The organism is Nocardiopsis exhalans (assembly GCF_024134545.1).
Lineage (GTDB): Bacteria > Actinomycetota > Actinomycetes > Streptosporangiales > Streptosporangiaceae > Nocardiopsis > Nocardiopsis exhalans.
This window is the reverse complement of sequence record NZ_CP099837.1, coordinates 4,233,762-4,259,472: the sequence shown is the minus strand read 5'-3', so window position 1 is coordinate 4,259,472 and position 25,711 is coordinate 4,233,762. Positions and strand designations below refer to the sequence as shown.

The 25,711-nt window shown below is 68.5% G+C and carries 29 protein-coding genes and 1 pseudogene; 16 read left to right on the top strand and 14 right to left on the bottom strand.

Annotated features, from left to right (window positions below):
* Positions 1-114: 114 nt before the first annotated feature.
* From NE857_RS18855 to NE857_RS18845, 3 genes are all read left to right on the top strand, one after another.
* The gene (locus NE857_RS18855; protein ID WP_254416977.1) at positions 115-1,053 is read left to right on the top strand and encodes a LysR family transcriptional regulator; all 939 of its coding nucleotides are present in this window, start codon (positions 115-117) and stop codon (positions 1,051-1,053) included.
* A gap of 235 nt (positions 1,054-1,288) precedes the next feature.
* Complete coding sequence (locus tag NE857_RS18850) at positions 1,289-2,656, top strand: L-lactate MFS transporter (RefSeq protein WP_254416976.1); 1,368 nt, start codon at positions 1,289-1,291, stop codon at positions 2,654-2,656.
* A gap of 41 nt (positions 2,657-2,697) precedes the next feature.
* Positions 2,698-2,850 carry an MFS transporter small subunit gene (locus NE857_RS18845; RefSeq protein ID WP_254416975.1) on the top strand — a complete coding sequence of 51 codons (153 nt, stop codon included), beginning with the start codon at positions 2,698-2,700 and terminating at the stop codon, positions 2,848-2,850.
* An 82-nt stretch (positions 2,851-2,932) separates the two neighbouring features.
* On the opposite strand, the gene NE857_RS18840 is transcribed toward NE857_RS18845, so the two are convergent.
* Positions 2,933-3,523: a hypothetical protein gene (locus NE857_RS18840; RefSeq protein WP_254416974.1), complete on the bottom strand. Its 591-nt coding sequence runs from the start codon at positions 3,521-3,523 to the stop codon at positions 2,933-2,935.
* 177 nt (positions 3,524-3,700) lie between these two features.
* On the opposite strand from NE857_RS18840, the gene NE857_RS18835 reads away from it, so the two are divergent.
* From NE857_RS18835 to NE857_RS18825, 3 genes are all read left to right on the top strand, one after another.
* A complete protein-coding gene (locus NE857_RS18835) occupies positions 3,701-4,183 on the top strand; it encodes a hypothetical protein (protein WP_254416973.1) in 483 nt (160 codons plus the stop codon).
* 78 nt (positions 4,184-4,261) lie between these two features.
* Entirely contained in the window at positions 4,262-4,651 is a 390-nt protein-coding gene (locus tag NE857_RS18830) for a hypothetical protein (protein ID WP_254416972.1), read from the top strand.
* Between the two features lie 98 nt (positions 4,652-4,749).
* Positions 4,750-6,180: an MFS transporter gene (locus tag NE857_RS18825; RefSeq protein WP_254416971.1), complete on the top strand. Its 1,431-nt coding sequence runs from the start codon at positions 4,750-4,752 to the stop codon at positions 6,178-6,180.
* Between the two features lie 63 nt (positions 6,181-6,243).
* Here NE857_RS18825 and NE857_RS18820 read toward each other — a convergent pair whose 3' ends face one another.
* Positions 6,244-6,726, bottom strand: a complete 483-nt coding sequence (locus NE857_RS18820) for a YbaK/EbsC family protein (RefSeq protein ID WP_254416970.1) — start codon at positions 6,724-6,726, stop codon at positions 6,244-6,246.
* A 222-nt stretch (positions 6,727-6,948) separates the two neighbouring features.
* Entirely contained in the window at positions 6,949-7,110 is a 162-nt protein-coding gene (locus NE857_RS18815) for a hypothetical protein (RefSeq protein WP_254416969.1), read from the bottom strand.
* 156 nt (positions 7,111-7,266) lie between these two features.
* Between NE857_RS18815 and tnpA the strand changes: the two are divergent.
* The 6 genes and pseudogenes from tnpA to NE857_RS18785 all read left to right on the top strand — a co-directional run bounded on the left by tnpA (position 7,267) and on the right by NE857_RS18785 (position 12,137).
* Positions 7,267-7,688, top strand: a pseudogene (tnpA, locus tag NE857_RS18810) (IS200/IS605 family transposase).
* On the top strand, positions 7,685-8,314 hold the full coding sequence (locus NE857_RS18805) for an RNA-guided endonuclease InsQ/TnpB family protein (RefSeq protein ID WP_254416968.1): 630 nt from the start codon (positions 7,685-7,687) through the stop codon (positions 8,312-8,314). Before tnpA ends, NE857_RS18805 begins: the two are co-directional and overlap by 4 nt.
* A 16-nt stretch (positions 8,315-8,330) precedes the next feature.
* On the top strand, positions 8,331-8,615 hold the full coding sequence (locus NE857_RS18800) for a transposase (protein ID WP_301184231.1): 285 nt from the start codon (positions 8,331-8,333) through the stop codon (positions 8,613-8,615).
* Positions 8,616-9,245: 630 nt separating this feature from the next.
* Positions 9,246-10,436 carry a group II intron reverse transcriptase/maturase gene (ltrA, locus tag NE857_RS18795; RefSeq protein ID WP_363319951.1) on the top strand — a complete coding sequence of 397 codons (1,191 nt, stop codon included), beginning with the start codon at positions 9,246-9,248 and terminating at the stop codon, positions 10,434-10,436.
* A 147-nt stretch (positions 10,437-10,583) separates the two neighbouring features.
* Complete coding sequence (locus tag NE857_RS18790; RefSeq protein ID WP_254416965.1) at positions 10,584-11,453, top strand: IS3 family transposase; 870 nt, start codon at positions 10,584-10,586, stop codon at positions 11,451-11,453.
* A gap of 45 nt (positions 11,454-11,498) precedes the next feature.
* Complete coding sequence (locus tag NE857_RS18785; RefSeq protein WP_254416964.1) at positions 11,499-12,137, top strand: RNA-guided endonuclease InsQ/TnpB family protein; 639 nt, start codon at positions 11,499-11,501, stop codon at positions 12,135-12,137.
* 105 nt (positions 12,138-12,242) lie between these two features.
* Here the strand turns inward: NE857_RS18785 and NE857_RS34305 are convergent, their stop codons facing one another.
* From NE857_RS34305 to NE857_RS18755, 6 genes are all read right to left on the bottom strand, one after another.
* A complete protein-coding gene (locus NE857_RS34305; RefSeq protein WP_301184230.1) occupies positions 12,243-12,935 on the bottom strand; it encodes a hypothetical protein in 693 nt (230 codons plus the stop codon).
* Positions 12,935-13,378, bottom strand: a complete 444-nt coding sequence (locus NE857_RS18775) for a hypothetical protein (RefSeq protein WP_254416963.1) — start codon at positions 13,376-13,378, stop codon at positions 12,935-12,937. The genes NE857_RS34305 and NE857_RS18775 overlap by 1 nt, the downstream gene beginning before the upstream one ends.
* A 283-nt stretch (positions 13,379-13,661) precedes the next feature.
* Complete coding sequence (locus tag NE857_RS18770; protein ID WP_254416962.1) at positions 13,662-14,420, bottom strand: DUF4097 family beta strand repeat-containing protein; 759 nt, start codon at positions 14,418-14,420, stop codon at positions 13,662-13,664.
* Positions 14,417-14,596 carry a hypothetical protein gene (locus tag NE857_RS18765; protein ID WP_254416961.1) on the bottom strand — a complete coding sequence of 60 codons (180 nt, stop codon included), beginning with the start codon at positions 14,594-14,596 and terminating at the stop codon, positions 14,417-14,419. Before NE857_RS18765 ends, NE857_RS18770 begins: the two co-directional genes overlap by 4 nt.
* A gap of 177 nt (positions 14,597-14,773) precedes the next feature.
* A complete protein-coding gene (locus tag NE857_RS18760; RefSeq protein WP_254416960.1) occupies positions 14,774-15,670 on the bottom strand; it encodes a glycoside hydrolase family 16 protein in 897 nt (298 codons plus the stop codon).
* Positions 15,671-15,906: 236 nt separating this feature from the next.
* Positions 15,907-16,737, bottom strand: coding sequence for a class I SAM-dependent methyltransferase (locus tag NE857_RS18755; protein WP_254416959.1), 831 nt, complete (start codon positions 16,735-16,737; stop codon positions 15,907-15,909).
* A gap of 409 nt (positions 16,738-17,146) precedes the next feature.
* Between NE857_RS18755 and NE857_RS18750 the strand changes: the two genes are divergently transcribed.
* Positions 17,147-18,202, top strand: a complete 1,056-nt coding sequence (locus NE857_RS18750) for a S41 family peptidase (protein ID WP_254416958.1) — start codon at positions 17,147-17,149, stop codon at positions 18,200-18,202.
* A 40-nt stretch (positions 18,203-18,242) separates the two neighbouring features.
* Here NE857_RS18750 and NE857_RS18745 read toward each other — a convergent pair whose 3' ends face one another.
* The 3 genes from NE857_RS18745 to NE857_RS18735 form a co-directional block, all read right to left on the bottom strand.
* Positions 18,243-19,088 carry an alpha/beta fold hydrolase gene (locus tag NE857_RS18745; RefSeq protein ID WP_254416957.1) on the bottom strand — a complete coding sequence of 282 codons (846 nt, stop codon included), beginning with the start codon at positions 19,086-19,088 and terminating at the stop codon, positions 18,243-18,245.
* A 61-nt stretch (positions 19,089-19,149) separates the two neighbouring features.
* The gene (locus tag NE857_RS18740) at positions 19,150-19,719 is read right to left on the bottom strand and encodes a TetR/AcrR family transcriptional regulator (protein WP_254416956.1); all 570 of its coding nucleotides are present in this window, start codon (positions 19,717-19,719) and stop codon (positions 19,150-19,152) included.
* Positions 19,720-19,804: 85 nt separating this feature from the next.
* Entirely contained in the window at positions 19,805-20,263 is a 459-nt protein-coding gene (locus tag NE857_RS18735) for a hypothetical protein (RefSeq protein ID WP_254416955.1), read from the bottom strand.
* A 162-nt stretch (positions 20,264-20,425) separates the two neighbouring features.
* On the opposite strand from NE857_RS18735, the gene NE857_RS18730 reads away from it, so the two are divergent.
* Both NE857_RS18730 and NE857_RS18725 read left to right on the top strand, forming a co-directional pair.
* Complete coding sequence (locus tag NE857_RS18730) at positions 20,426-21,115, top strand: hypothetical protein (protein ID WP_254416954.1); 690 nt, start codon at positions 20,426-20,428, stop codon at positions 21,113-21,115.
* 49 nt (positions 21,116-21,164) lie between these two features.
* Positions 21,165-22,028 (top strand): transporter substrate-binding domain-containing protein, encoded by an 864-nt coding sequence (locus NE857_RS18725; RefSeq protein WP_254416953.1) that lies wholly within the window; start codon positions 21,165-21,167, stop codon positions 22,026-22,028.
* 12 nt (positions 22,029-22,040) lie between these two features.
* Here the strand turns inward: NE857_RS18725 and NE857_RS18720 are convergent, their stop codons facing one another.
* A complete protein-coding gene (locus NE857_RS18720) occupies positions 22,041-23,483 on the bottom strand; it encodes an acyl-CoA synthetase (RefSeq protein WP_254416952.1) in 1,443 nt (480 codons plus the stop codon).
* Positions 23,484-23,905: 422 nt separating this feature from the next.
* Here NE857_RS18720 and NE857_RS18715 point away from each other — a divergent pair, with 422 nt between their 5' ends.
* Positions 23,906-24,268 (top strand): SbtR family transcriptional regulator, encoded by a 363-nt coding sequence (locus NE857_RS18715; RefSeq protein WP_254416951.1) that lies wholly within the window; start codon positions 23,906-23,908, stop codon positions 24,266-24,268.
* 209 nt (positions 24,269-24,477) lie between these two features.
* Here the strand turns inward: NE857_RS18715 and aztD are convergent, their stop codons facing one another.
* On the bottom strand, positions 24,478-25,668 hold the full coding sequence (gene aztD, locus NE857_RS18710; RefSeq protein WP_254416950.1) for a zinc metallochaperone AztD: 1,191 nt from the start codon (positions 25,666-25,668) through the stop codon (positions 24,478-24,480).
* Positions 25,669-25,711: the final 43 nt, after the last annotated feature.

Below are 25,711 nucleotides of genomic sequence, written 5' to 3'. Positions count from 1 at the left end.
CTGTCCAGAGGTCCCGAATGTTTGCGGCCCAGATTTTTGCGGCTGAATGGACCGAACGATATCAAGGACTTCAACGTTGTTGTTGTCGGGATCGGGCGCATGTATTCTTGCGCGATGTTGCTGAGCCAGCTGAAGTACCTGACCGCGCTGGCCGAGGAACGGCATTTCGCCCGTGCGGCCCGGGCGTGCCACGTGTCCCAGCCCGCGTTGTCCGCCGCCATCCGCAAGCTCGAGGCGGAGTTCCGCGTCCCCATCGTCCGGCGGAGCAACCGGTTCATCGGGTTCACCCACGAGGGGGAGCGGATCGTCGCCTGGGCGCAGCGGGTCCTGGCCGAGCACGACACCCTGGTGGACAACGTCCGGAGCCTGCGCGAAGGGCTCAGCGGTCGTCTGCGCATCGGGGCCATACCCACCACCCTGAGCTCGATCGCACTCATCACCAGCACCTTCAGCGAACGCCACCCGATGGTCACCCTGTCGATCGCCTCCATGACCTCCGACGAGATCCAGCGGAGCCTGGCCGACTACCAGATCGACGTCGGGCTGACCTACGTGGACAACGAACCCCTGGAACACGTGCGCAAGCACCCCGTCTACCGGGAGCGCTACGCCCTGCTCACCGCCGAACACGGCCTGCTCGACGGGCACGAGACCATCACCTGGGCCGAGGCGGCCGAGGTGCCGCTGTGCCTGCTGTCCTCGGACATGCAGAACCGCCGCATCATCGACCAGGCCTTTCGCCGGGCGGGGGCGGAGGCCGTGCCCAAGGTCGAGACCGACTCGGTGAGCGCACTGTGTTCGTACGTCAAGGAGAACCGGTGGTCGGCGGTGATGCCGCACGCCTGGCTGGCCCTGCACTCCGTACCCGAGGGCATGCGCGCGATCCCGCTGGTGGAACCCGAGGTGAGTAAGGAGATCGGGCTGGTCGTCGCGGACCGGGATCCCGAACCGGTCCTGGCCCGCGCCCTCCTGGACACCCTGTCCGACACCGATCCGCAGGCCCGGATCGACCGCTACCACCCCACCGGAACCGCCCCCGATACCACTCGGTGACGCTCGCCGGGAGCGCTCTCAGGACGGTCACCGGGAGCGCTCTCGGGGCACCCCGGGAACAGTCTCCGGACACCCGTGCGGTCCTCGATAACCAACGCTTATCGCTCGACAATAAACGTGTATTTGATTCCTGTCACAAAAGGTGTGACGATAGCGCGTGCTTGTTGCCGCTGATGCGGAAAACAAGGAAAGCGGATACGTATTCCGGGCCGGAAATCAATCGTGAGGATGGTCAGTGCTGGCGTTTCTCGATCGTGACAAGAGTGTCGCTCCGCCCGGTTACAGCCGCTGGTTCATTCCGCCCGCGGCACTCGCGGTCCACCTGTCCATCGGCCAGGTGTACGCGTTCAGCGTCTTCAAGACCCCGCTGGTCGAGCGCTTCGACACCACGCTGACCGCCATCGGCGTGGTCTTCAGCATCTCCATCGTGATGCTGGGACTGTCCGCCGCCTTCGGCGGCAAGTGGGTGGAGCGCAACGGGCCGCGCAAGGCCATGTTCGTCTCCGGCCTGTTCTGGGGCACCGGCTTCCTGGTCGGAGCCCTGGGCGTGGCCACCGGCCAGCTCTGGCTGCTCTACCTCGGCTACGGCTTCCTCGGCGGCATCGGCCTCGGCATCGGCTACATCTCCCCGGTGTCCACCCTGATCAAGTGGTTCCCCGACCGGCCCGGCATGGCCACCGGCATGGCGATCATGGGCTTCGGCGGCGGCGCCCTCATCGCCTCACCCCTGTCCGCCGCGCTCCTGGAACGCTTCGGTGACACCCCCGCCGACGCCATCGTCCCGGCCTTCCTCATCCTCGGCGCCGTCTACCTCACCGCCATGATGCTCGGCGCGATGACGGTCAAGGTCCCGCCGCCCGGCTGGCGGCCGGACGGCTGGGAGCCCCCGGCGGACAGCGCGGGCGCCGCCCCCGCCGCGGAGCCCGCCTCCGAGGGCGTGAGCGTCGAGAAGGCCTTCCGCACCCGCCAGTTCTGGCTGCTGTGGATCGTGCTCTTCTGCAACGTCACCGCGGGCATCGGCATCCTCGAACAGGCCGCGCCCATGGTCCAGGACTTCTTCGGCGGCGTCGGCCCGGCCGAGGCGGCGGGCTACGTCGGCTTCCTGTCCCTGTGCAACATGATCGGGCGCTTCGTGTGGTCCTCCACCTCGGACCTCCTCGGCCGTAAACGCACCTACATCGGCTACCTGGGCATCGGCGGCCTGCTCTACCTGCTGATCGCCGTGGCCGGGACCAACTCGGTGGTGTTCTTCGTGGCCGTCACCGGTGTCATCCTGTCCTTCTACGGCGGCGGCTTCGCGACCATCCCCGCGTATCTGAAGGACCTGTTCGGCTCCTTCAACGTCGGTGCCATCCACGGCCGCCTGCTCACCGCCTGGTCGTGCGCGGGGATCGCCGGACCGCTGATCGTCAACGTGATCGCGGACCAGCAGCTCGCGGCGGGCCGCTCCGGCGCCGACCTCTACACCTTCTCGCTGTACCTGATGGTGGGCGTGATGGCGGTCGGGTTCGCAGCCAACGCGCTGGTGCGGCCCCTACCGAAGGCCGAGCCGAATCCGGAGGCGGAACCCGCGACCACCGACCCGTCCCGTGAGCGCGTGTGACCCCGCCAGCCGAGCCTGCCGAACCCGCCGAAGGAGCCCCGATGGAGTCGGTGAAGGAGAAACCGATGGAGCAGAGCACACGTGACCGGGCGTCGAAGGCCGCCGCGATCTTCCTGTGGGTGGTCGTGATCGCGGCCCTGGGATACGGGGTGACGCGGACCGCGATCCAGGCGGCCGCCCTGTTCACCGGATAGCCCCGTTGGCCGTGCAGCCCCGTTCCCCGGTCAGACGCCACGGGCCCGCCTTCCCCGACTCGGGAAGGCGGGCCCGCCGGTGTCAGTCGACCGTGCCCGCGAAGGTCACCGGCGGGTAGAGCGGGACGAAGTCCTGGTCGTGGAACTCGACCGTGTACCGGATCTGGGTGTCCCCCTCGTCCGCCCAGCAGTCCTCGTCCCAGGAGCCGGACTGGCCGGGGTCCAGGCTGTCGGGCGGGTTCACGCTGTCGCCCAGCACCGGGGAACCGGACTCGCGCAGGGGGTCGCCGACCGAACAGGACCTGGTCACCAGGCCGGTCGGTACGGTCTCGTCGCCCTCGTTGGCGACCTCCACCGTCCAGGAGAGGTAGGGCAGGTCGCCCTCCTGCCCGCTGACCGGGTCTATTCCGCTCTGCTCGACCCCGCGCTCGAAACCGCTCAGATGGATGGTGAGGCCGTCACCGAAGTCGTGGGTCTCGTCCAGACTGACGACGACCGCCTCGAACCCGGTCTCGGGCCGGTCCTCGACGTCGTCGGGGTGCGGCCGCTGGGCGGCCGTGGCGGGCTCGGGTGAGGCCGTGGCGGCCCGCTGGGCCCACCAACCGGTACCGAACCCGACGATCAGGGCGATCACCGTGCTGACCACGGCAGCGATCCAACCGGTTCTGGTCATGTGGGGGCGTCCTTCCCGGGGCGGGCGCGCGGGCCCGAGCTTCGCAGCGACCGTACCGCACACCGCCCCGCACGGGCCGGGTACGACGCAGACGGGGAGACGGGTGGCGCCCGTCGACGTAAGAGGTCGAGACCTGGGGCTGACGTGCTCCGGTCCCGGCGTTCCTAGCGTGGGGGCATGGACTCAGCAGACCGTTCCCCCTCGTCCGGCCAGCCCGGCCAGCCCGGCCAGCGCGAGGGGCTGGGGCTGCCGTTCCTCGCCGTCGTCGCCCTCGCGCTGATCGCGGCGCCCCGGGTGGCCCTGCACGACCTCGGGATCATTCAGGAGGGCACCTTCGTCAACGCGCTGTTCGTGTTCGTGCCACCGCTGATGTGGATCGCCGTGGTGCTGTGGCGCCGGGTGCCCAACCCGTTCCTGACCCTCCTGGCGGTGGGCGCGGTGTACGGGGTTCTTCTCGTGCTCGGGCACCAGATCCTCTGGAACACCGCCTGGGATGGTGCGCCGCCGAGCCTCGGGGGAAATCTCAGCGGACTCTCGCCCGCGCTCCAGGAGGTGATCGTGCGCGGCTTCGCGGCGCTGAGCAGTCTGGTCACCGGAACCCTCGTCGGAGCCGTCTGCGGCCTCGTCGCCTGGGCGACCGGCAAGCTCTTGCGCCGCTGAGAGCTGAGCGGTTACATAGCCGGACAACCGGCCGACCCCCGGCGGCGTCCTTACCTCTGTTGACAGAGGAGAGCACAGATGCGTGTTTCCGGTTTTGCCGCAGCGGTCCTGACCCTGGTCTCGGCCCTGATCCTGAGCGCCTGTGCCGCCCAGACCCCGGTCGAGGAGGACGCACCCGAACGGGAGTTCTTCGTCGAACCCGAGGAACGGGACTCGCCCGAACCCCGTGGCCCCGAACCTCCGGCCAGCGCCACCGCCACGGGTTCGAGCATCCACCAGGCGCCCCAAGAGTCCCAGGCCCCCGAGGCACCGAGCCTTCAGCCGGACCCCGCGCCTCCGCCCGGGGACACGATTCCGATCCCCGACGACCCGTTCTACCGGCCCGAGGGGATGGACCCCTGCGATACCGCCCACGGGTTCGTCGACAACGACGCCTGCCTGGCCCAGAACGGCTACCCGCTCGACTGACCGTGAACCAGGGGGCGGGTGCTGCCGCTCTACTCTTCCCGCACTAGCCTTGGCCCGTCCCCGCGGACCCCGACACTCTCCTCCCGTGTTGGAGCTCGATGAAAACCGCTGCATCCCCCTCACCAGGCTGGACCCTGGCGGTCCTGGTCATCGCCGCCGCCCTCATGGCGGTCGACCTGACCATCGTCGCCGTCGCCCTGCCGCAGATCGGCGCCGACCTGCCCGGGGCCACGCTCGTCGGCCTCCAGTGGGTCGTGGTCGGCTACACCCTCGCCTTCGGCACCCTCGTCCTGCCCGCCGCCTCGCTCGGTGACCGGATCGGCGCGCGCACGATGTTCCTGTGCGGCGTGGTCGTGTTCACGGTCGCCTCCCTGCTGTGCGGCCTGGCCTGGGACCTGACCTCGCTGGTGGCGTTCCGGCTGGTCAAGGGTGCGGCCGCGGCAGTGGTGTCCGCGAACGTGATGCCCCTGCTCAGTCGCGCCTACGACGAGGATCGGCGGCCGATGGCGATCGCGGTGTGGACGGCCTCGCTGATGGCCGCAGCCACGCTCGCCCCGGTCCTGGGCGGATTCCTGGTCGAAACGGCCGGGTGGCGTTCCATGTTCCTGATCAACCTGCCGATCGGGACCGTCGCGCTACTGGTGGGCTTGCGCGTGCTGAGCCCGGACACGCGGCGCGCCCGGGGAGCGGGGTTCGACTGGACCGGCGCGGTACTGGTCGCCCTGGTGCTGCTCCTGGTCAACCTGGGACTGACCGCGGCGCAGGACGGCGGCTCCTGGTGGGTCGCGGTGTGGACCGGGGCGGCCGCCGTGTTCGCCCTCGGGTACGCGCTGCACCAGCGCCGGGTGGAGCTTCCCGTTCTCGATCTGGCCCTGTTCCGGATCCGGTCCTTCCTCGGGGTGACCGTCCTGGCCCTTCTGACCAGGGTGGGCCTGATCGGCGGCACCGTGTACTTCGTCCTCTACCTCCAGGACGGGCACGGGCTCAACCCGTTGGAGACCGGACTGCTGATCCTCCCGGTGGGCGTGGGCACCGTCGTCGGTGCCCTGGCCGCGGGCAAGGCCCAGGCCCGGTTCTCCGCCGGGTCGGTGATGACCTTCGGTTTCGTGTTCCTCACCGCGGGCGGAGCGGTGTTCGCCTGGCAGGCGTGGAATGTGCACGACCCGCTCTGGTACCTGCCGACGATGGCCCTGTGGGGGCTGGCCAACGGGGTGGTCAACGCGCCGCTGATGGCGGTGGCCACCGCGGTGGTGCCCGCCGAACGGGTGGGCATGGCCACGGGCGTGGTCAACAGCAGTTTTCCACTCGGCGCGGCACTGGGAACCCTCGGGATGGGCGCCGCGTTCACCGCTTCCCTCTCCACCGGTGGCGAGCCGGGAGCGGCGCCCGCACTGACCGCGCTGGGCCAGGCCACCGGCACGGTCTACGCGGTGATCGCGGCGGTGTGCCTGCTCGGGGTGTTCGTTGCCGCCTTCCTTGTCCGCTCCCCGAACCCCACCGCTACGGAGGCGACCCCGGCACCCCGGTGACCATCGGACACGGCCGTGCCCGGTGGCAGTGTCGGTAGAAGGCCACCGGGGCCGGAGCGGAGGTCAGTTGACGGAGGTTTCGGTGCCGCCGGTGATGCGGAGCAGTTCGGCGTGGTCGGTGGGGAAGATGGTGTTCGGGGTTCCGCCCGCCGCCCACAGGGTGGGGTAGTCGGCCAGGGCGGGGTCCACCACGGTCTCCACCGGGGCCGGGTGGCCGATGGGCGCGACCCCGCCGATGGCCTGGCCGGTCGCGGCCCGGACCTCCTCCGGTTTGGCGCGCCGGATACGGGTCTTCCCCAGGCGTTCGGCCAGCAGGGCGACGTCCACCTTGTGCCGACCGCTGGTCATCACCAGCAGCGGCTTGTCGTCGGCCGTGAACACCAGGCTGTTGGCGATCGCGCCGACCTCGCAGCCCAGCGCCTGGGCGGCCTCCGCCGCGGTGCGGGTGGAGGCGGGCAGCACACGTACCCGTCCCCGCGCCCCGAGCGCTTCGAGGGCCCGCGCCACCTCGCGGCTGCGTTCGGGCAGCTCCTGCACCTCGCCCATCTCGATCCCTTCGTCGCTTTCCGGTCGCAGGCTATCGGAGCCGGGGTCGGCGCAGCTCTCCGGTGAGTAGCAGCCCGTTCGGCCCGCCGTCGACCACGATCACGTCCACAACGCGCCCTCCCGCTCACCTGATTAACCCCGCTCACCTGGAGTTTCGGGCGACGAAGAACGATTGTGCGGCATGCCCCGGGGCATGCCGCAAGCCCCGGGACGCGCCACAGGTCAAGAGTGGAGGGGAGCGTTCTCGGGCCCCTCCTTCGCCGTTTCTCCCTGAACCCCCGTTTCGCGCTCCAGGCCGACCGCGCGCAGGATTCGGCGCGCGTGTTCCTCGGCCGAGGGCCGGGCGCCCAGGATCTCCTCCACTCCGCCCGGCAGCAGGTCCATCAAATCCTCCTGAGGGGACCACCGGCTTTAGCCGGTGGGGGAATCAGGTTTCCCGCGTAGCGGGACAAGGGCAGCCGAACCGCCGCCAGGCGGTCCGGCGTCCACCACAGGACACAGCAAGTAGACCTGTGTCGTGTGTATACTTGTCTCGTGTCTGTGACTCGCAAGGTTCGCCGGTTCTCCGGTGGCGTGTACGACCTCGGGCTCCATGTCGTGTGGTGTTCGAAGTACCGCCGCCCGGTCCTTGGTGGACGTGTGGCACAGCGCTTGGAGGAACTGATCAGGTCCAAGGCCGGTGAGCGCGGGTGGGAGATCATCGCGGTTGAGGTGATGCCCGACCACGTGCACCTGTTCGTCAAGCACGGCCCCAAGGCATCGGCGTCATACGTCGCCAACCAGTTCAAGGGGCACACATCGCGTGTTCTGCGTGAGGAGTTCCCCACCTTCGGTCGAAGCTCCCCACCCTGTGGTCGTCGTCGTACTTTGCCGCGTCCGTGGGAGCCGTGAGCGCTGACACGGTGCAGCGGTACATCGACACCCAGTGGGAACGCCCGTGGAAGAAGGGAGAGGGTACGTGATCCGCGCGTACAAGTTCCTTCTTCGCCTTACCAAGCGCCAACAGGCATCTCTCACGCAGATGCTGCGCGACCACTGCTCTTTGTACAACGGAGCATTGCAGGAACGCCGCGACGCCTACGCCCACCCCTCGAAGACGAAGATCAGGTACGGCGACCAGTCCGCGCAGCTCAAAGAGATCCGGTCGTTTGATCCCGAGCGGCAGGGGCGTTGGTCGTTCTCCTCCCAGCAAGCCACGTTGCGACGCCTGGACAAAGCGTTCCAAGCGTTCTTCCGCCGGGTGAAGTCCGGGCACAAGCCCGGGTATCCCCGGTTCCGTGGGGTAGGCCGGTTCGACACCGTGGTCTTTCCCAAGGACGGCGACGGATGCCGCTGGGACTCCACACCCCAAGATGCGGTGACCCGCGTCCGCTTCCAGGGTGTGGGACACGTGCGGGTCCACCGGCACCGGCCGGTCAAGGGCCGTGTGAAGACGGTCAGCGTCAAGCGCGAGGGCGGCCGGTGGTTCGTGGTTGTGGCCTGTGACCAGGTGCCGGCCCAACCCCTGGAACCGACCGGGCGTGTGACCGGTATCGACATGAGGTGCCCCGAGGTTTCCGGACAGGGACCCAATACAATGGTCCCGTAAGGAAACGAGGGGAAACGTGGGCAGGAAAAGTAAGTACTCACCAGAGTTTCGCGAAGAAGCAGTGAAAATGGTGATCGAGAGTGGTCTCCCGGTCAAGAAAGTTGCAGAGGACATCGGAGTTCACTCCGAGACCCTGCGCCTGTGGGTAAAGAGTCACCGGGAAGAGAATCCATCAAGCGAGCCCGGGCTCGACATCAACGAACGCGCACGCCTCAGGGAACTCGAGCGGATTAACCGCGAACAGGCCAAGGAGATTGAGTTCCTAAAAAAAGGTGTGCCACGAACGCGGGAGGCCGCTTGAGGTAGATAAGCGGTTGAACGCGGTGCTGCACGGGAGATGAAGGATTGGCCCTTCGAAGCCGCCCTGCGGGGGAGGCTTCAAACCGCCACATGCTGCGGAAGCGGTGACGCGACCGTGGTGAGCGATGTGGAAAAGGCATCCTAGAGATGTCAGGTGGGGTCCGGGAAGACGGAGCGCAAATCCCTCGCAGAGGGGACGCTGTTGACGCGTCGTTAAGGATTAAGCGGCATCAAAACCGGGGGTTACTTTTTGCCCCGGGATGAGCCTGGCGGCAACCCGCTTATTGGCCAGGCGGTGCCCGGCGTGGAGGCGACGTGAGCCCGGACTGCCGGTCCCGTGCGGAACGTGGGAAGGCACGTCCCGATGCTGCGGCCGTACCCGAATTGGACGAGGCCGCGTAAGGGAGAACCTCAAGCGGTGAACCCGTAAGAGGCTGAGTACCGATGCGGGATGTGTTGACGGACCGGTCCGTAGTAGCGAAGAAGCTCCTGCTTGGCGCGGTGGGAGTGGAGCGAAGGGGCCGGATTGTTTGTGGTTCGTTTGTCTGGTCAACCGGGCTGGTCTCGGGAGGAGCTGCGTGGGCGAGCTGAAGTCGTCGGGTAAACCGTTTGATATTTCGAAAGGAGAAGTCTGGGAGGCATACCTGAAGGTGAAAGGGAATCAGGGTGCTCCGGGGTGGACGGCTGCACGATCGAGGACTTCGAGAAGGATCTCAAGGGGAATCTCTACAAGATTTGGAACCGGATGTCCTCAGGCAGCTACTTCCCGCCTCCGGTCAAAGGTGTGGAGATCCCGAAGGCGCATGACGACGGGGTCCGTTTGCTTGGTGTGCCGACGGTCGCGGACCGGATCGCGCAAACGGTGGTGGCTGCCCATCTGGAGAAACGGGTGGAACCGGTGTTCCATCCCGACTCCTTCGGCTACCGGCCGGGACGCTCGGCCCTGGACGCGGTGGCGGTATGCCGACAGCGGTGCTGGAAGAAGAAATGGGTTGTCGATCTCGACATCGCCAAGTTCTTCGACAGCGTCCGATGGGACCTTGTCATCAAGGCGGTTGAGGCCCACACTGATGCAGCATGGATTGTGTTGTATGTGAAGCGGTGGCTTTCCGCTCCACTACAGAAACCCGATGGCACCTTGCAGGACCGAGACCGTGGAACCCCACAGGGTTCGGCGGTCTCACCCGTGCTGGCCAATCTGTTCTTGCACTATGCGTTCGACGCCTGGCTCTCCCGGGAGTTCCCGGAGGTACAGTTCGAGCGCTACGCGGATGATGCGGTCATTCACTGCCAATCCGAGCGTCAAGCCAAGGAGGTTTTGGCGAGGCTGGGGAACAGAATGGAAGAGGTCGGGCTGCAACTACACCCGACCAAGACGCGAATCGTGTACTGCGGAATAAATCCTCGTATTAGTGAGGCGGATGAGTTCACCTTCCTCGGTTTCACGTTCCGTCGTCGTCCGGCACAAGATCGCCACGGAAGGGTTTTCACATCCTTCCTGCCGGCAGTCAGCAAGGACGCCCTGAAGAAGATGAGCTCCGCAGTCCGCTCCTGGCGGATCCATATGCACGTCACCTACACCTTCGGCGAGTTCGCGCGATGGCTCAACCCCATCATTCGCGGATGGATGCAGTACTACGGCGCGTTCTACCGCACTGAACTGTATCCCCTTCTCCAGCGCATCAACTTCTACCTGCTGCGCTGGGTCCGAAAGAAATACAAGCGACTGCGAACCTACAAGAAGGCCTCGAAGCGCTGGGGGCAGGTCACAGCATCACACCCCTCGTTCTTCGCGCACTGGAAATGGGTCAGCGTCACCTGACGATCAGAACAATAAGAGCCCGGTGACGGGAGACTGTCACGCCGGGATCTGTGGGAGCCCGGGGGTGAGATTCCCCCGGGCCACCCGACCAGCAGCGTACTTCGCCAAGGATCGTCCGTAACGGACAAGTACGAGTTCGTCGAGACCATGCGGTTCGACAACACGGCGAAGTACGACTACAGCATCGGATTCATGTGCTCACGGTTGAACGTTTCCAGGTCGGGGTACTACGAATGGCGAAACCGTTCAGATTCGGCGACCGCTGAACGCCGGGATCATCTCAGACTTCTCATCAAGAAAGCTTTCGATGACTCTGATGAGACCTACGGCTACCGGCGCATCCACGCCCAGTTGCAACGCTGGGGCGTCCAGGCCGGCCCCGAGCTGGTCCGCTTGCTCATGCGACAGATGAAGCTGGAGGCCTGCCAGCCGCGTCCGGCCCGGGTGTGCCTGACCCAGGCCGATGACGTTGGCGACATCCCCGACCTGGTCCAGCGCGATTTCACCGCTCCAAGGCCCGGGGTGAAACTCGTTGGTGACATCACCTACATTCCGACCTGGGAAGGGTGGCTGTACCTAGCGACCGTGATCGACTGCTGTACCAAGGAAGTTATCGGATACGCGATGGATGACCACTACCGAACTCCGCTGATCATCCAGGCATTGAAGAACGCACAGAGGAACGGAAAGGTGGTGCAGGGGGCCATCTTTCATTCAGACCGCGGCAGTAACTACACCTCGTTCGAGTTCGGCCAGTTCCTCGCTGGACATGGGTTCAAACGTTCGGTTGGGCGAACCGGAATCTGCTACGACAACGCTCTGGCCGAGTCGTTCTTCGGGGCACTCAAGAACGAGCGCGTCAATCGGGTGGTGTATCCTACTAGGAATCAAGCCCGCAGGGACATCATCAGGTATATCGAGCACTGGTATAATCACAGGCGGCTCCACTCCGCACTGGGGTACAACACGCCCGCGGAGATTTATGCGGCACATCAGGAGATGCGACTGGCCGCTTGAAAATGGCGGTTCAAAACCTGTCCGGAAACTGCAGGGCCCCTCAACATGGGGGTGGCCTCCTTCCTCACCACAAGCGAGGGCGAGCACGTCGACAACCCCCGGTTCCTCGCGCGCTCCGCTGAGAAGCTGACCGCCGCACAGCGCGACCTGTCCGCCTTCCCCCAGCGGGTCAAGGCGCAGAGCCGCACGCGCAAGCACCGTGCGGCACAGGCCAGGGTCACCCGGTTGCATGCAAAGGTGCGGCGTCAACGCGTCGATCACCACCACAAGGTCGCGCTTGACCTCATCCGTTCGTTCGACGCGATCGCACACGAACGCCTGAACATCGCGGGTATGACCAAGAAGCCCGCACCCAAGCCCGACCCCGAACAGCAAGGCGCTTTTCTTCCGAACAACGCCGCCGCCAAGGCCGGGCTGAACAAGAGCATTCAGGATGCGGGTTGGGGGGTGTTCCTGGGAATCCTCGCGCACAAGGCTGAGAGCGCCGGTCGTGAGTTGGTCCCGGTCGATCCCCGCAACACGTCGCGCACCTGCCCACGCGAGGCGTGCGGGCATGTGAGTGCGGACAACCGCCCCAGTCAGGAGAAGTTCCGTTGCGTCCGGTGCGGCTATACAGAGCACGCCGACCGGGTCGGGGCGGTCAACGTTGGTGTAAGGGCCGGGCTGGTCCTTCCTGTCGCCTGAGTGGAGACAGGAGAAGCCCGCCGCTTCAGCGGTGGGAGGAGTCACGAACCGCAGGCTAGCGCTCGGAGCGCTGGCCCGGGTTCAGGTTCCGCCAGCTAGGGGCAGCTACTCCGGAGGGCCGGGGGCGCGGTGCCGTCCGGGGCGCTTGGGAGGTGCGGGCGGCGGCTGCTGTTGCGGGGGCGGTCCCTGCGGTCCTGTGGAACTCCGCGGTCCTGTGGAACCCTGCGGTTCGTGCGGCTGCTGGGGATGAGGGCCCTGCCGAGGTGGCGGCTGCGGGTGCGGTAGCGGGCCCGGTTGCCACTGGGAGCCGCCGTGGGATGCTCCGCCTGGCGGCGGGGGCCCTTGAGGAAGGGGCCCTCGGTGCTGGTCTCCGTAAGACTGGACTTGCTGAGGGCCGGGCCGATACGCGGGAGGCCCGGCGGGTCCCGGGCGGGCCTGCTCGTCCGCGGTGCGGGAGCGGGGCAGCGCGATCAGCAGCAGGACGACGACGGCGACCACCAGCAGGCCGTTCGCGTAGTACCAGGCGGGCTGGAGGACTTCGTAGTTGAAGGCCTGGACGGGGGACAGCTCGGGCGGGGTCTCACCGGGGACGGCGAGGATCGGGGGATAGGTGAGCATGATGGCCTGCACGGTCGCGGACCAGACCGCGTAGAGGAGCATCAGCGCGGCCGCGGTCAGCAGGACCCCGCGTGCTCGGGGCACCCTGTGGGCGCGGGCCAGGACCAGTACGCCCGTGATCGCGAAGAACAGCGCCAGGGCGAGGCCCAGAACCGTGAGGAGGATCGAGGCAAGCGCCATCAGTGAGTCCCTCCCCGCGGTCCGCGCTGGTGGGGGTGGTGGCCCGCGGGGTAACCCTGGCCACTGTGTTGCCCTGGATACCCGGGAGGGCCGGGGCGGCCGGGATAGCCCGGATGGGGCTGTGGCGGGCGGTGTTCCCGCACGGTTTTCCGGGGGCCCCGGGTGGCGGCCAGCGCCAGGAGCAACAGTCCGGTCGCGGTGAGCGCCGTCCCCACGTAGCCCAGGAAGAAAACGACGTCGTACAGGCCCGCCGAGAACAGGGGACCGCTGAGCACGCCGAACAGGAACACGTCCGAGAGCGGCCCCAGCAGGATCAGGATCAGGCCGGTGATCGCGGCGCCCCTGGGGCGGGGGAAGCGCCCGACCAGGCAGAGCCCGACCGCACCCACCAGGAGGGGCAGGCCGGTCAGGACCAGGTCCAGGGCGGTGTTGGTGGGATACATCCGTGCTCCCGTCGGGGCGGTCAGCCGGTCGGTGCCCCGGGGCGAAGGAGCACGGTCAGGTCGATCACGGGTACGCGCCGCGAGTCTAGGGCAACACCCAGCCCGATCCCAGGGCATCACCCCGTACCGTGGTGGCCGGACCCGGCCGTGTTCCCTCCGCTGTTCCCTTCCTGGCACTTCTTGGCCTGTCCGCTCCGAGGGGCGGGGATACCCAGCACGAACCGGCTCCATCGGGCGCGGCGCGCCAGCTCCGGGTCAGATCAGGGTCGGGCTCGGTGCCGGGTCAGTCGGTCGGAACCAGGGTGATGGTCCCGTTGTCGGTCCGGGCGGTGACGGTGCTGGCGCTGGTGTCGTCCGAGGGGAGCTCGTTGGTCACCTCGCCGTTGCCGAACGTCTCGAAGACCGCGTAGGGGCCGCCGGGCAGCGCGAGCGTCGCCGCGCCGTTGTTGGTGCTGACCTCCACCTCCGCGGGCGCCTCGCTGAAGACGGCGTCGATGGTGCCGTTGCCGGTGGCGGCGCTGAGGCTCTCCGAGCCGATCCCGGACAGATTCATGTCGCCGTTGGCGGAGGTGAGGGTGAGCGGGCCGGTGACATCGGAGACGGCGATGGTGCCGTTTCCGGAGCGGACCTCGGTCGGCGCCCTGGACCCGGACACGGAGACGTCACCGTTGTCGGTCTCCACCGACAGTGCGGTGTCGGCCGGAACGAAGACCTCGTAGCGGACCCGGCAGTCGGAGAACGTCCCGCAGTCCATCTCCAGGTCCAGGGTGTTACCGGTCAGCTCCCAGTCACCGCCAGCGCTGCCCGTTTCCTCGCGGACCACCCGGATCTGGTCGGCCTCGTGGGGGACGATCTCCAGGCTGGCGTCGTCGATCTCGACGAGGAGCAACTCGGGCACGTCGTCGTAGGTCTTCTCCTCGGTCCGGGTCTCGGATCCGGCCAGGTCGGCGTTCTGGCCGCACCCGGTGAGCAGGGCCAGGGCCAGGAGCGCCCCGCCGATGGTGAACACGGAGCGCGCGGAAGGGGTGAGCGGCGGGTTCATGCGAACTCCTCGTGGGCCTGCCGGTCGACGGTCCCGGGGCCGGTCAGATGCTCCATGGGCAGGCTCTCCGTGAGGCAGCGCAGAGCCAGCGCGACGGTCTCGGAGGCCGTGAGCCGAACGTCGGCGCCGTGCCTTCTCGCGGGGGCGCGCGGTGTCGGTTCCGGCGGCCTGTTCATGGCGCGAACCTAGCATGCCCAGGGGGCTTGACCACCCGGGGCGTTCAAGAGGAATGGTCGCGCGGGGAGCACAGAGGCGGGAACACGAAGCGGGGCCCGTTGAGCGGCGGGCCCCGCTGGGGGAGAGGGCCGGGGGAAGGCCCCTTGGCGAGGGAGGGCCGCTTCGCCAGGGAGGCATTACTCCATGTCGTACACGCGCACGTAGTCCACGACCATCTCCTGCGGGAACTGGGTGGTCTCGTCCGGGTAGCCGGGCCACTGGCCGCCCACCGCGACGTTCAGGATCATGAAGAACTCCTGGTCGAACACCCAGTCACCGCCCACGTCGGCGGGGGTGATGGTGTTGTAGGCGACGTCGTCGACCGACCAGGTGATGGAGTCGGGCGTCCAGTCCACCGCGTACACGTGGAAGTCGTCCGGGAAGGCCCCGCCGTCGGGGTGGTCGTAGGAGGCGCCCACGCCCCCGCCGCCGGAGTATCCGGGACCGTGCACGGTGCCGTGGATGGTCCCGGGCTCGCTGCCGATGTGCTCCATGATGTCGATCTCGCCCGAGTCCGGCCACGGGGTGTCCGGGAAGTCGGCGCCGAGCATCCAGAAGGCGGGCCAGACCCCCTGTCCGGTCGGTACCTTGATCCGGGCCTCGATCCGGCCGTAGGCGTGCTCGACGTTGTTCTGCGTGGTCAGGCGGGCGGAGGTGTAACCGCCGTCGGCCTCCTGTCGGGCGGTGATGACGAGGTTGCCCTCGCCGTCCAGGGCGGAGTTGTCACGGCTGGCGGTGTAGTTCTGGAGCTCCTCGTTGCCCCAGCCGTGGTCGCCGGTCTCGTGGTTCCAGTTCGCGGGGTCGGGGGCGTCGCCCGCCGCGCCGTCGAACTCGTCGGACCACACCAGTGCGGCCTGCGGGGTTTCGGTGGCGGTCAGTTCGCTGTTGTCGGTCACGTCGCTTCCGGTCCAGGTCAGGGTGGTGATGGTGAGGGCCGTAGCGGCTCCCAGACCGACGGTCGCGGTGACCGTGCGGCGGGTGGTGCGGGAGTTCTTCCTCTCCGCTCTGTCGCTCGTGGTGGTTCGGCTGCTCATGGTCGCGCTCCAGGGGGTCGGGGTGCGGGAGGCCCCGGGCACGCGCAGGCTAGCGGGTCGCGCGCGGTCCGGCAGGGCTCGTGGCACCAAGCTGAATGAGTGTTAAGTGACTGTACGAGCGCGCTCCGTGGGCAACAAGGGGGTTTCGGGAAGAATCTGGGATCGCTCCCATGGGCGGTGCCGAGTACCGGGGGCCGCGGATCACGGCCCCCGGATAACCAGGGCCTACTCGGGAACTAGGGCTTGGCGGCGCGCAGGGAGTACATCAGGGGGATGCGCGCGTGCGTGTCCGGGAAACGGTAGTAGCCGTCCCCGGAACGCTCGAAGGACTCGAAGCGCTGGTAGAGCGAGGCGTCGTGCTCGTGCAGGAAGTCCAACCGCAGCCCCGCCGCGGCCAGCGCGGAGACCACCGCGCCCATCGTGTGCTGCCACTCCACACTGCGGTTGTGGACGGTTTCGGCCTCCAGCTCCGCGTACGTGCCGGACTCCTCGCTCACGTGGGCGTCCCGCGCGAAGTAGTCGCGCACGACCCGGGTACCGGTCTGGTCGTCGAGGATGTCGGTGAGCGGGTGGAACTCCGCCAGGTACAGGAACCCGCCCGGGGCCACCAGCGAGGCCGCGGTCCGCGCCCACCGCTCGATGTCGGGCAGCCAGCACAGCGCGCCGGTACCGGTGTAGACGATGTCGTAGGCCTGCTCCGGTACGACCGAGGGGGCGTCGTACACGTCGGCCTCGACGAACGCGGCCCGCTCCGGCCCGAGCCCGATCTCGGCGGCGAGCTTCCGTGCCGCCGCCACGGCCGGGACGGAGAAGTCCAGGCCGACCACGCGCGCGGCGCCGTGGTCGCGCGCCCACGACATCGTGTCCAGCCCGATGTGGCACTGGAGGTGGAGCAGCGACTTACCGGTGACGTCACCGATCTCGGCGACCTCGAAATCGCGCAGCGCGTCTGCTCCGGAGCGGAACCCTTCCAGGTCGTAGTAGTCGCTCGCGACATGCAGGGGGACCCGCTCGTCCCAGTGGGCCCGGTTGGCCGCACGCCAGTCCGGCGGGGTGAAAGTGCTCATGGCGGAGTAAGTTACCAGTTGGTTCGGCACGGGCCCACGGAATTTCTCCCGGGCGCACGTGTATGAGGTTTGGCAGACGCCACGGCGCGACCCGGCTGCCTACGTCGGCCTGGTCCGATCCACCGGGCCGAAGGTGTCGCGATGCCGCGTGCAGTGGCTGACCATCCGAACCGCCCTACGACCGCCCCTGTGCCCCGGACTCCGCGGCCGTCACGGCGCGGGATGGTTCGGAGTTTCTGGCGCCTGGGGCCGGGCGCCCCGATGCCGTGGCCGAGGGCGAGTTCGTCACCGACGACCTGATCGGATGGCTCACCCGTCGGGCGGAGTTGACTTTGGTCAGGGAAAGGACCTGAGAGCGCATGACTTTCGAGGGTGTCAGAGCCCGCACACTCCTCATTACGCTCCCCCCATGAAGACGCTCAATGATGGTGAAACGCCCGATTCCGTTCGTGCGGAAAGCCCCGTCAAGCCACGGAAGAAGCTGTGGCGCCGGGTCCTGGCGGCCATTGCGACCGTGCTGCTCCTGCTGGGCGGAAGCGGGGTCTGGCTGGTCCACACCTACGGTCCGCGGTTCGGCGTCTACCTGTTCCCGCCCTCGCCGCAGCGGTACGCGGACGTGGCCCTCGAACTGATGGAGCGGGGCTACTACGCGGACGGAGCGGAGTGGGAGGCCGCGCGGGAACGGGTGCTGGAGACCGCCGAGGGCGCCGACAGCTACGCCGACCTCCACGGCGTCCTGACCGAGGCCGCGGACGCGGCGGGCGGTAGCCACACGTTCTTCCTGACCCCGGGGGAGGCCGCGGACCGGGTCGGTGAGTCGACCTCCGAATTCCGGACTCCGACGGTCACCGTGGACGGTGGGGTCGCGACCGTGGTGGTGCCCGAGCTCGGCAGTGTGTCCGGGGAACTCCAGCAGCGGTACGCCGACGAGGCGGCCGCGGACATCGCCGCAGCCGCTCCGGAGGTGTGCGGGTGGATCATCGACCTGCGTGAGAACACCGGCGGCAACATGTATCCGATGCTGTCGGGGCTCTCGTCGCTGCTGCCGAACGGGGCCGCGATGCAGTTCCGGATGGCCGCCGGTACCGAGATGGGCGTGACCGTGCAGGACGACGGGGTCGGCATGAACGGCAACAGCGTCATCAGCGTCGAGGAGACGCCCAAGATCACCGATCAGCCGATCGCCCTGCTCCAGAGCGAACAGACCGCCTCGAGCGGCGAGGCGGTCCTCACGGTTTTCCGCGGGCTGGACTCGGTGGAATCCTTCGGCGAGGACAGCGCCGGATACACCTCGGGTAACTCCGTGCACACCCTTTACGACGGCGCCGAGCTGGTCCTCACCAGCAGCGTCTACGTCGACCGCGACGGCGTGAACCTCAACGAGGAGCCCATCCGGCCCGACCACTCCACGGACGCGGCCGACGAGGACGCGCGCGCGTGGCTCGCCGACGCGGACTGCGGGTGAGCCGGGGGCCGGCTCAGGGTCCCCGGGCAGAGTGAGGGGGTCAGCTGGTTCCGAGGAGCTCCCTGAGCGCGTCCGCGAACTGCGTGGGGCGTTCGACCGGGCCGAGGTGGCCGCCGGGGAGTTCGGTCAGCGGCAGACCGAGCCGCGCGGCCAGGGCGGCCGCGGCCCGGTACGGGAGTTGCCCGGGTGAGTCGACACCGGCCACGGGGACGAGCTGGTCGCTGTGCGCGCCGAGCACGGAGAGGTCGGGTTCGTGGGTGGTGAACGGGAGCAGGATGTGCTCCAGCATGATCCCCTGGAGCTCACCGAGCCGGGTGAGGAGTTCCGCCAGCTCGGGGCTGAGCGGCTCGGGCCCGGTACCGGCGTAACCGTCGGTCCAGGCTCCGGCGCGCTGGAGCCTGGGAAGGTCGGCCTCCTGGACCGGATCGGGCCCGGGAGCGGTCATGGCGGTGGTCATGAGCTCCTGGGCTTCCTCCAGGCCCCGGTCGCGGGCGGCGGCGCGGACCGATGCGAGCGCGGCGCGGTGGCGTGCGGCGTCCGGCAGCAGGTTGACCAGCGGCGGCTCGTGGACCACGGCCAGGCGGACGCGGTCGGGCCGCTGGGCCAGCAGCTCGAGGGTGGTGACGGCGCCGGAGCTGAAGCCGAACACGATCGGCGGTTCCTCGAAGAGGTGGTCGATCAGTGCGAGCACGTCCTCGGCATGGGCCCCGGGCCGCTGTTCGCCCAAGGTCTCGGGCTGCTTCGCCGAGGCCACGCGACTGGACATGGTGGCGACGTCGAAGCGGTCGGCCAGGTGCGCGGCGAGCGGGTCGAGCATGCCGCCGTGCCCGACCCCGCCGGGGATGAGCAGCAGCGGGGGACCGTCGCCACGGCGGTCGTAGTCCACGGTGACGTCGTTCAGGTTCAGCGTGAGAGTGCTGGATGGAATGGGTTGCTCCTGTTCGGGTTCAGGTCTTCGACCAGTGGGTCAGGGTGTGGTGGAGCGCGTCGATCGCGCGCCGCCACGAGGCGTCCGGGTCGCGGTCGGCGGTGAAACCCCCGACCGCCTCCAGGTCGCTGAAGCCGTGGCAGGTGCTGCGCAGCAACCGGACCGCGTCGGTGGCGTCCTCTCCGGCGAGGTCGTAGCCGCGCAGCAGCGCGTAGCAGGCTTCGATGATGCGCGGTACTCCGGTGGACTCGGCGAGCCGCTCAGGCGGAACGGGGTACCGGGTAGCGGCGTAGCGGCCCGGATGCCCGGTCGCGAAAGCTCGGTAGGCGTCGGCGAAGGCCCGCAGCGCGGTGTGGCCGGACCGTCCGGCCACCGCCTGCCACAGGGTGTCCGCCCATTCGTCGTGTGCCAGCAGGGCGACGCTTTCCAGGAGGTCGGACAGGCCCCGGACGTGCGTGTACAGGCTGGCGTCTCGGACACCGAAGCGCTGCGCGAGCACGGCGAGGGTCAGACGGTCGAACCCGATCTCGTCGGCGACATCGGCGGCGGCGGACACCAATGTGTCCCGGGTGAGTCCCACACGAGGCATAGTGATCCTAAGGCTCCTAGGTTATTTCCTAATATGCCTAGGTTTGCTGTCGTGGGCAAGTCCCGGGCCCACACCGCTGGTCTCGTCAGGCCGGAGGGTCCGCCGAGAGGATGGGGCGGAGGACTTTCCCTTCCCGGGGGCACACCCAGGAGGGGACCTCGTCCACCGCGTCGGCTCGCGCGGGATGCTGGTGTCCCGGGCACTCGGGCACGGCTTCACCCTGGCTGCTCTCCCACACCTCCTCCTGGAGCTGCTCGGCGAGCATGAGGACGACCTGGTGTTCGGGGAGGGAGTCCGGGAGGCGAACTCCGGAGCCGGAGCCGCTGGGATGCAGGGAAACAAAGGTCAGCACGCCGGACTCGGCGGCTCCCGGTGCTTTTTCGGAGAGCGCGCGAAGGGTCGGTCCGGGAATGGTGTCGCTGCCGAGGATCAGCGTGTTCACATCGTCGACCTCATCGACGTCGAGCGCGAAAACCCGCGGATTTCCGAGCTGGCCGAGAATGATTTCGCACCACTTCCTGACGGTGTCGGCGCTTCGTTTCATGTTCGCTCTTCGCTGTTCTGGGATTGATGGAATCGAGCGGTCCGGGTCACCGGGGTGTGACCGCTGCCTGTTGGGGTGAGAAGTGGTCGGGTGCTGGCCCAGCAGGGCCGTCTTCCCGCCGTTCGGACCTCGACCGGCCCCCACCAGATCGGAGCAGCGCGTTTGTCCTCCCCACCCCCTGGCTCCAGCGACCGCCCTCCCCGCGAGGAGGGCTTCGCTGAGGAGGAACCGCCCCTTCCCCGGTCCGCCGTGGTGGCGATTATCCTCCAGGCGATCTTCTACCCTGTCCTCCTGATCTACGGCGGACAACTGATTTTCGGGTTCGGCGTGCTCTTCGCGTTCATGTTCCTGCTCGACCCCGTATTTTTACCGCTGATTTTCGGCATTCCCCTGATTCTGGTTTTCCTGCCGGTCACCGTGCTCCTCTACCGCCACCTGGAAACCACCGGCTTTCCGGGCTCCAAGCCAGCGACCGTGCTGCTGCTCTCGGCAACGCTGCTGGGCGTGTTCCACACGGGGAGCGCGGGGCTCCTGCAACGGGACGGCTCCAGCGCGGCGGCCGTGGCCTGGGTTTCGATCTACACCCTGGCCGTGGCGTTCGGGCTGATCCTCTTCCGGTTCTACCTGGAGTCCCACCCGATCGGGCGGATGGCCCTGATCATGGCCGGGGCCCTCATGCTGGCGGCCGCGGTCTCCTGGGGAGCCTCGCGGACGGCCCACGAAAACGAACTGGACCGCCGGGTCCAGCAGCACCCGGGCTACGACCAGATGAGCCCGGTGGACCAGGACATCCTGCGCCAGCAGTACGAACGGGGTGAGGAGCCCGGCCGCATCGCTCCGCCCCCGGGGTGACTAGCATGACCCAGATCACTCCTCCCGCGTAGAAGCTGGAAGCCCCCACGTGCCCGTAGCGCCAGCCAGGTCGCGTATCGTCCTCGCCGCTTCGTTGACCGTGCTCCTCGTCGCCGGCTGTTCGGCGCGGGACACCGGTGAGGAGCCCGGCCCCCACCTCGGGGAACAGAGCAGACTCGACGAGATCCTCGACCGGGGCACGATCAACGTGTGCACCACCGGCGACTACCGGCCCTTCACCTACCTCGACCCCGACGCCGACGAGAACGCCTACCTCGACCCGGAGGACGACGGTTTGACCGGCATCGACGTGGACATGGCCCGCGACCTCGCCGAGGAGCTCGAGGTGGGAATCGAGTGGACCCAGACCAGCTGGGACGACCTGATGGAGGACTTCCTGGCCAGCTGCGATATCGCTGTGGGCGGGATCTCGGTCAGCACCGCCCGCGCCCGGACGGTGTACTTCTCCGCCCCGCTCATGGAGGACGGTAAGACCCCTATCACCCGCTGCGAGAACGTCGACGACTACCGCACGATCGAGCAGATCAACCAGCCGGGTGTCCGCTCGATCGTGCCCAGTGGCGGCACCAACGAGATCTTCGCCGAGGAGCACTACCCGGACGGCGAGCTCATCCGGCACGACAACAACACCATCTTCGACGAGATCGTGGCGGGCAACGCCGACGTGATGACCACCGACGCCTCCGAGGTGCTGTGGGTGGCCAACGAGTACGAGGAATTGTGCGCGGTCAACCCCGGGGAGCCCTTCGACTACTTCGAGAAGGCGTTCATGCTGCCCCGGGGCGATGACGTGTTGAAGCACTACGTGGACCAGTGGCTGAACATGGCCCTGAACGACGGCACCTACGACCGGATCACCGAGCCCTGGTTCGGAGACGACCTGGAGCGCTGAGCGCCGCGCGGCTCAGGCCCGGAGCTCCCGTTTGAGGATCTTGCCCATGTCGTTGCGGGGTAGGGACTCCACCACGCGCAGGCGGCGGGGGCGCTTGTGCGGGGCCAGCTGTGCGGCGACCAGGTCCGCGAGTTCGGCCAGGGTCGGCGCGGCCGGCCCGGTCGGCACGATCCAGGCCACGACGCGTTCGCCCAGGTCGGGGTCGGGTTCGCCGGTGACGGCGGCCTCGGCCACGCCAGGGTGGGCCAGGAGCGTGTTCTCGATCTCCCCGGCGCCGATCTTGTAGCCGCCGCTCTTGATGAGGTCGGTGCTGCGGCGGCCGACCAGGCGCACCCGCCCCTCGGCGTCCAGCACGGCCATGTCACCGGTGCGGAACCAGCCGTCGGCCATCGCCTCGGCGGTGGCCTCGGGGCGGTTGAGGTAGCCGCTGAACAGGTTGGGGCCGCGTACCTGGACCTCGCCGATCTCACCCGGGGCGTCCGGTTCCAGGGGTTGGCCGAGGTCGTCGACCAGGCGCAGCTCCACTCCGTCGAGCGGGGTGCCCACGGTGCCGGGGCCCGCCTGGTCACCGGGGCGGACGCTGGTGTTCATGAGGGTCTCGGTCATCCCGTAGCGCTCGACCACCCGCTGCCCGGTGGCGGCGGTCAGCCTCTCGTGGTCGGGCAGCGGCAGGGCGGCCGAACCGGAGACCAGCAGCCGGGCCCCGGCCAGTTCCCTCACCAGCGCGGGGTCCTCGCCCACGGCCTCGGCGAGGCGGTGGTACATGGTGGGCACCCCGAAGAGCACGGTGCCGCCCGCCGCCATTGCCCGGGTGAGCGCCCCGGTGTCGAACCTGCCCAGGTGACGCAGGTACCCGCCCAGGCGCAGCGGCCCCAGTACACCCAGGACCAGGCCGTGCACGTGGAACAGGGGCAGGGCGTGCACCAGGACGTCCTGGCCGGTCCACCCCCAGGTCCGGGCGAGGGTGTCCAGGTTGGCCGCCACCGCGCGGCGGGAGAGCAGCACGCCCTTGGGCGGCCCGGTGGTACCTGAGGTGTAGACGACCAGGGCGATCTCCTCGTCGTCCACCTGGCGGGTGAACGGGGGAGTGTCCGGGGCGGGGGAGGCGTCCACCTCCAGACGGGGCAACGCGACCAGGACCTCGGGCAGCTCGGTGCCCGGAGGGCAGAGCAGGAGCTCGGGGGTGCTGTCCTCGACCACGTGCCGAAGTTCCCGCTCGCCGGAGCGCGGGTTCAGCGGTACCACCGCGACCCCGGCCAGGACCGCGGCGGTCACCGCGACACAGGTTTCGAGGGTGGAGGTAGCCCACACCGCCACCCTCCCGCCCACCGGGAGCTCCGCGGCCAGCCGCGAGGCGGCTCCGGAGAGCTCCCGGTAGGTGAGGACGCGGTCACCGTCGGGTCCTGGGAAACACAGTGCGGGACGGTCGTCGGGTGTGCTGACGAGAGGGAGCACGGGGCTCCTTTCCGGGTGTGTCCTGCCGGAGGCGGGGGCGAAGGTCAGCACGAGGTTACGCCTTCACCGGCCGTAGACATCACATGGCCAACGGGTGCGGTGACCGTCACCTCAGCCCCTCCGCAGTCCCTCGGCGCTGAAGTGAGGAGGTGGCGGGCGTGATGCCCGTCAGGGTCGCGAGGTGATGAGTCGGCCCGACGTCACCTGGCCCGCAGGCCGGAGACGAGTGTGTCGACGAAGACGGTCCGATCCTCCGGGCCGCCGAGGCGGATGGCGCCTTCGACGCCGCCAGGGACCATCGAGACCCCTGGCAGGGTCTGGTGTACGCCCTGAGGAGCTGCGCGGCCCTCCAGGTTCGGGGCAGGGTGTGCTCACCGAAGTTCGCGGAACGGTTCCCCGCACAGGAGGCGGAGCACGCATGGGTGCCCCGAACGCGGATCGAGGAGCTCCTGGACCGGGCCCGCAGGGCGGGCGCGGTACGTGAGGACATCAGCCTGGACGCCGTGCGCCTGCTCTTCTCGTCCGTGGCGGGGATCGTCGGGGAACCTGACCCGCACCGCAGGGCACAGCGGGTGGTCGGCCACTTCCTGTCCTCCTTCGCCACGGAAGAAGCGCCCGAACCCCGCGGCTGGCGGGATGTCGGCCCCCGGCACCCGTGCCGAGAGCGCTGTCGGCGCGTTCTGACCGGCAACGGGCCCCGGATGATCCACCATGCCGATGGTGGCTGCGGGGCCCTCACTCAGTGGCCAGGGCTCGTACGCGTACTCGGTCTCCGACAGGGGTGATCCACCAGGCCGCGGCGGACGATCCGACCAGGAGCGCCGAGACCTGGAAGGCGCGCGGGGGAGCAGCGGTGGGGGCTTCGGAGCGGACGGGACGGCACTCCTGTCGCTCATGCGGTCATGCTGCCCGTACATCGAACGGGCCGCCTGGGTACCGGCACTCGGAGAAGAGTAGGTACTCAGACGGCCCGGGGGCTGTCGCGTCCGATGCCCTAGTGGGCGACGCCGCTCAGCTCGTTGGGGGTCTCGTCCAGCGTCACCGAGCCGGTCAACTCACCGGCGCCCAGGTCGACCGCGTGGATCTGCTGGGTGGCCGGGTCGCTCACGTAGGCGGTGCCGCCCCGGACGAAGAGGGCGGGACGGGGGTCCTGCCACTCCAGGGGCTCCTCCCACTCGTCCATCAGCTCGATGCTGTCGGTGAGCTCGCCCGCCTCGGGGTCGATGACGTGCAGGGCACCGTCGGTCCCCAGTACCAGGGCCTCGCCGTCCGGGCCGCGGCCCAGGGAACGGAAGGTGTAGCTGGAGGGCAGGTCGACCAGCTCCAGACTGGCGTCGGTGGTGTCGATCAGTGCGATGCGCTCGGGGCGCTCCAGTTCGGCGTCCGGGTCGGTCTTGTAGTCGCCCAGGATGATCGGCGACTGGTCGGAACCGGCCTGGTTGCCGATCCGGCCGTAGTCGTCCTCGGCGTCCACCTTGGTGAACGCGCCGTCCTGGTAGATCAGGGCCCCGTCCTGGCATCCGATCGCGATGGCTCCGCCCTGCGCGGCGCTCTCACCGTGCACTCCCGGGCAGTCCTCGCTGCGGGCGATCTCCTCCTGGTTCTCGTCCAGGACGATGGCGCCGACCCGCTCCTCCTCGTCGCCGAGGGTCACGAGGAGTTCGCCGTTCGCCAGTTCGACCGCCACACCGTGGTGGGCCTCCTCGGCGGTGTAGACGTCGAGGTCCTCGGGCAGTCCGTTGCCGAGGGCGTCGCTGTCGAAGGCGGTGATCTCGCCGGTCCCGTCGGCGAACAGGACGGTCCGGTCGTCGTGCCGCACGACGTGCCCGGGGGTGTCGGCGGTGAAGAGGGTGTCGGTCAGTTCCGCCCCCGCGGCGTCCAGGACCTGGAAGCCCTCGGAGGTGGAGACGAAGACGTGCCGCTCGTCCCCGCCGGGGTTGATCCGGTTGAAGCCCTCCAGCTCGATGTCCCCGACCACTTCGAGCGTTTCGCCGTCCAGGACGTACAGTCCGCCGTCGTAGGTGGTGACCACGGGCTCCGAGGCGACAACCTCTGCCGGGGAACCCTCCTCGTCGGTTCCGGAGGCCTCCTCCCCGTCGGATCCGGTGCCGCAGGCGGTCAGCAGGAGACCGGCGGACAGCAGGGCGGGTAGGGCCGCCCCACGGGTGATTCGGTTGGTGCGCATGCGTGCTTCTCTCCGGGATGGATGGTGTGCGGGAAAGGGGAAA

Excerpts from the sequence above, each read along its gene's own strand:
- NE857_RS18855 (WP_254416977.1), top strand. The coding sequence starts at position 115 with ATGTTGCTGAGCCAGCTGAAGTACCTGACCGCGCTGGCCGAGGAACGG.
- NE857_RS18845 (WP_254416975.1), top strand. The coding sequence starts at position 2,698 with ATGGAGTCGGTGAAGGAGAAACCGATGGAGCAGAGCACACGTGACCGG.
- NE857_RS18840 (WP_254416974.1), bottom strand. The coding sequence starts at position 3,523 with ATGACCAGAACCGGTTGGATCGCTGCCGTGGTCAGCACGGTGATCGCC.
- NE857_RS18835 (WP_254416973.1), top strand. The coding sequence starts at position 3,701 with ATGGACTCAGCAGACCGTTCCCCCTCGTCCGGCCAGCCCGGCCAGCCC.
- NE857_RS18830 (WP_254416972.1), top strand. The coding sequence starts at position 4,262 with ATGCGTGTTTCCGGTTTTGCCGCAGCGGTCCTGACCCTGGTCTCGGCC.
- NE857_RS18825 (WP_254416971.1), top strand. The coding sequence starts at position 4,750 with ATGAAAACCGCTGCATCCCCCTCACCAGGCTGGACCCTGGCGGTCCTG.
- NE857_RS18820 (WP_254416970.1), bottom strand. The coding sequence starts at position 6,726 with ATGGGCGAGGTGCAGGAGCTGCCCGAACGCAGCCGCGAGGTGGCGCGG.
- NE857_RS18815 (WP_254416969.1), bottom strand. The coding sequence starts at position 7,110 with ATGGACCTGCTGCCGGGCGGAGTGGAGGAGATCCTGGGCGCCCGGCCC.
- NE857_RS18790 (WP_254416965.1), top strand. The coding sequence starts at position 10,584 with ATGCGGTTCGACAACACGGCGAAGTACGACTACAGCATCGGATTCATG.
- NE857_RS18785 (WP_254416964.1), top strand. The coding sequence starts at position 11,499 with ATGGGGGTGGCCTCCTTCCTCACCACAAGCGAGGGCGAGCACGTCGAC.
- NE857_RS34305 (WP_301184230.1), bottom strand. The coding sequence starts at position 12,935 with ATGGCGCTTGCCTCGATCCTCCTCACGGTTCTGGGCCTCGCCCTGGCG.
- NE857_RS18775 (WP_254416963.1), bottom strand. The coding sequence starts at position 13,378 with ATGTATCCCACCAACACCGCCCTGGACCTGGTCCTGACCGGCCTGCCC.
- NE857_RS18770 (WP_254416962.1), bottom strand. The coding sequence starts at position 14,420 with ATGAACCCGCCGCTCACCCCTTCCGCGCGCTCCGTGTTCACCATCGGC.
- NE857_RS18765 (WP_254416961.1), bottom strand. The coding sequence starts at position 14,596 with ATGAACAGGCCGCCGGAACCGACACCGCGCGCCCCCGCGAGAAGGCAC.
- NE857_RS18760 (WP_254416960.1), bottom strand. The coding sequence starts at position 15,670 with ATGAGCAGCCGAACCACCACGAGCGACAGAGCGGAGAGGAAGAACTCC.
- NE857_RS18755 (WP_254416959.1), bottom strand. The coding sequence starts at position 16,737 with ATGAGCACTTTCACCCCGCCGGACTGGCGTGCGGCCAACCGGGCCCAC.
- NE857_RS18750 (WP_254416958.1), top strand. The coding sequence starts at position 17,147 with ATGAAGACGCTCAATGATGGTGAAACGCCCGATTCCGTTCGTGCGGAA.
- NE857_RS18740 (WP_254416956.1), bottom strand. The coding sequence starts at position 19,719 with ATGCCTCGTGTGGGACTCACCCGGGACACATTGGTGTCCGCCGCCGCC.
- NE857_RS18735 (WP_254416955.1), bottom strand. The coding sequence starts at position 20,263 with ATGAAACGAAGCGCCGACACCGTCAGGAAGTGGTGCGAAATCATTCTC.
- aztD (WP_254416950.1), bottom strand. The coding sequence starts at position 25,668 with ATGCGCACCAACCGAATCACCCGTGGGGCGGCCCTACCCGCCCTGCTG.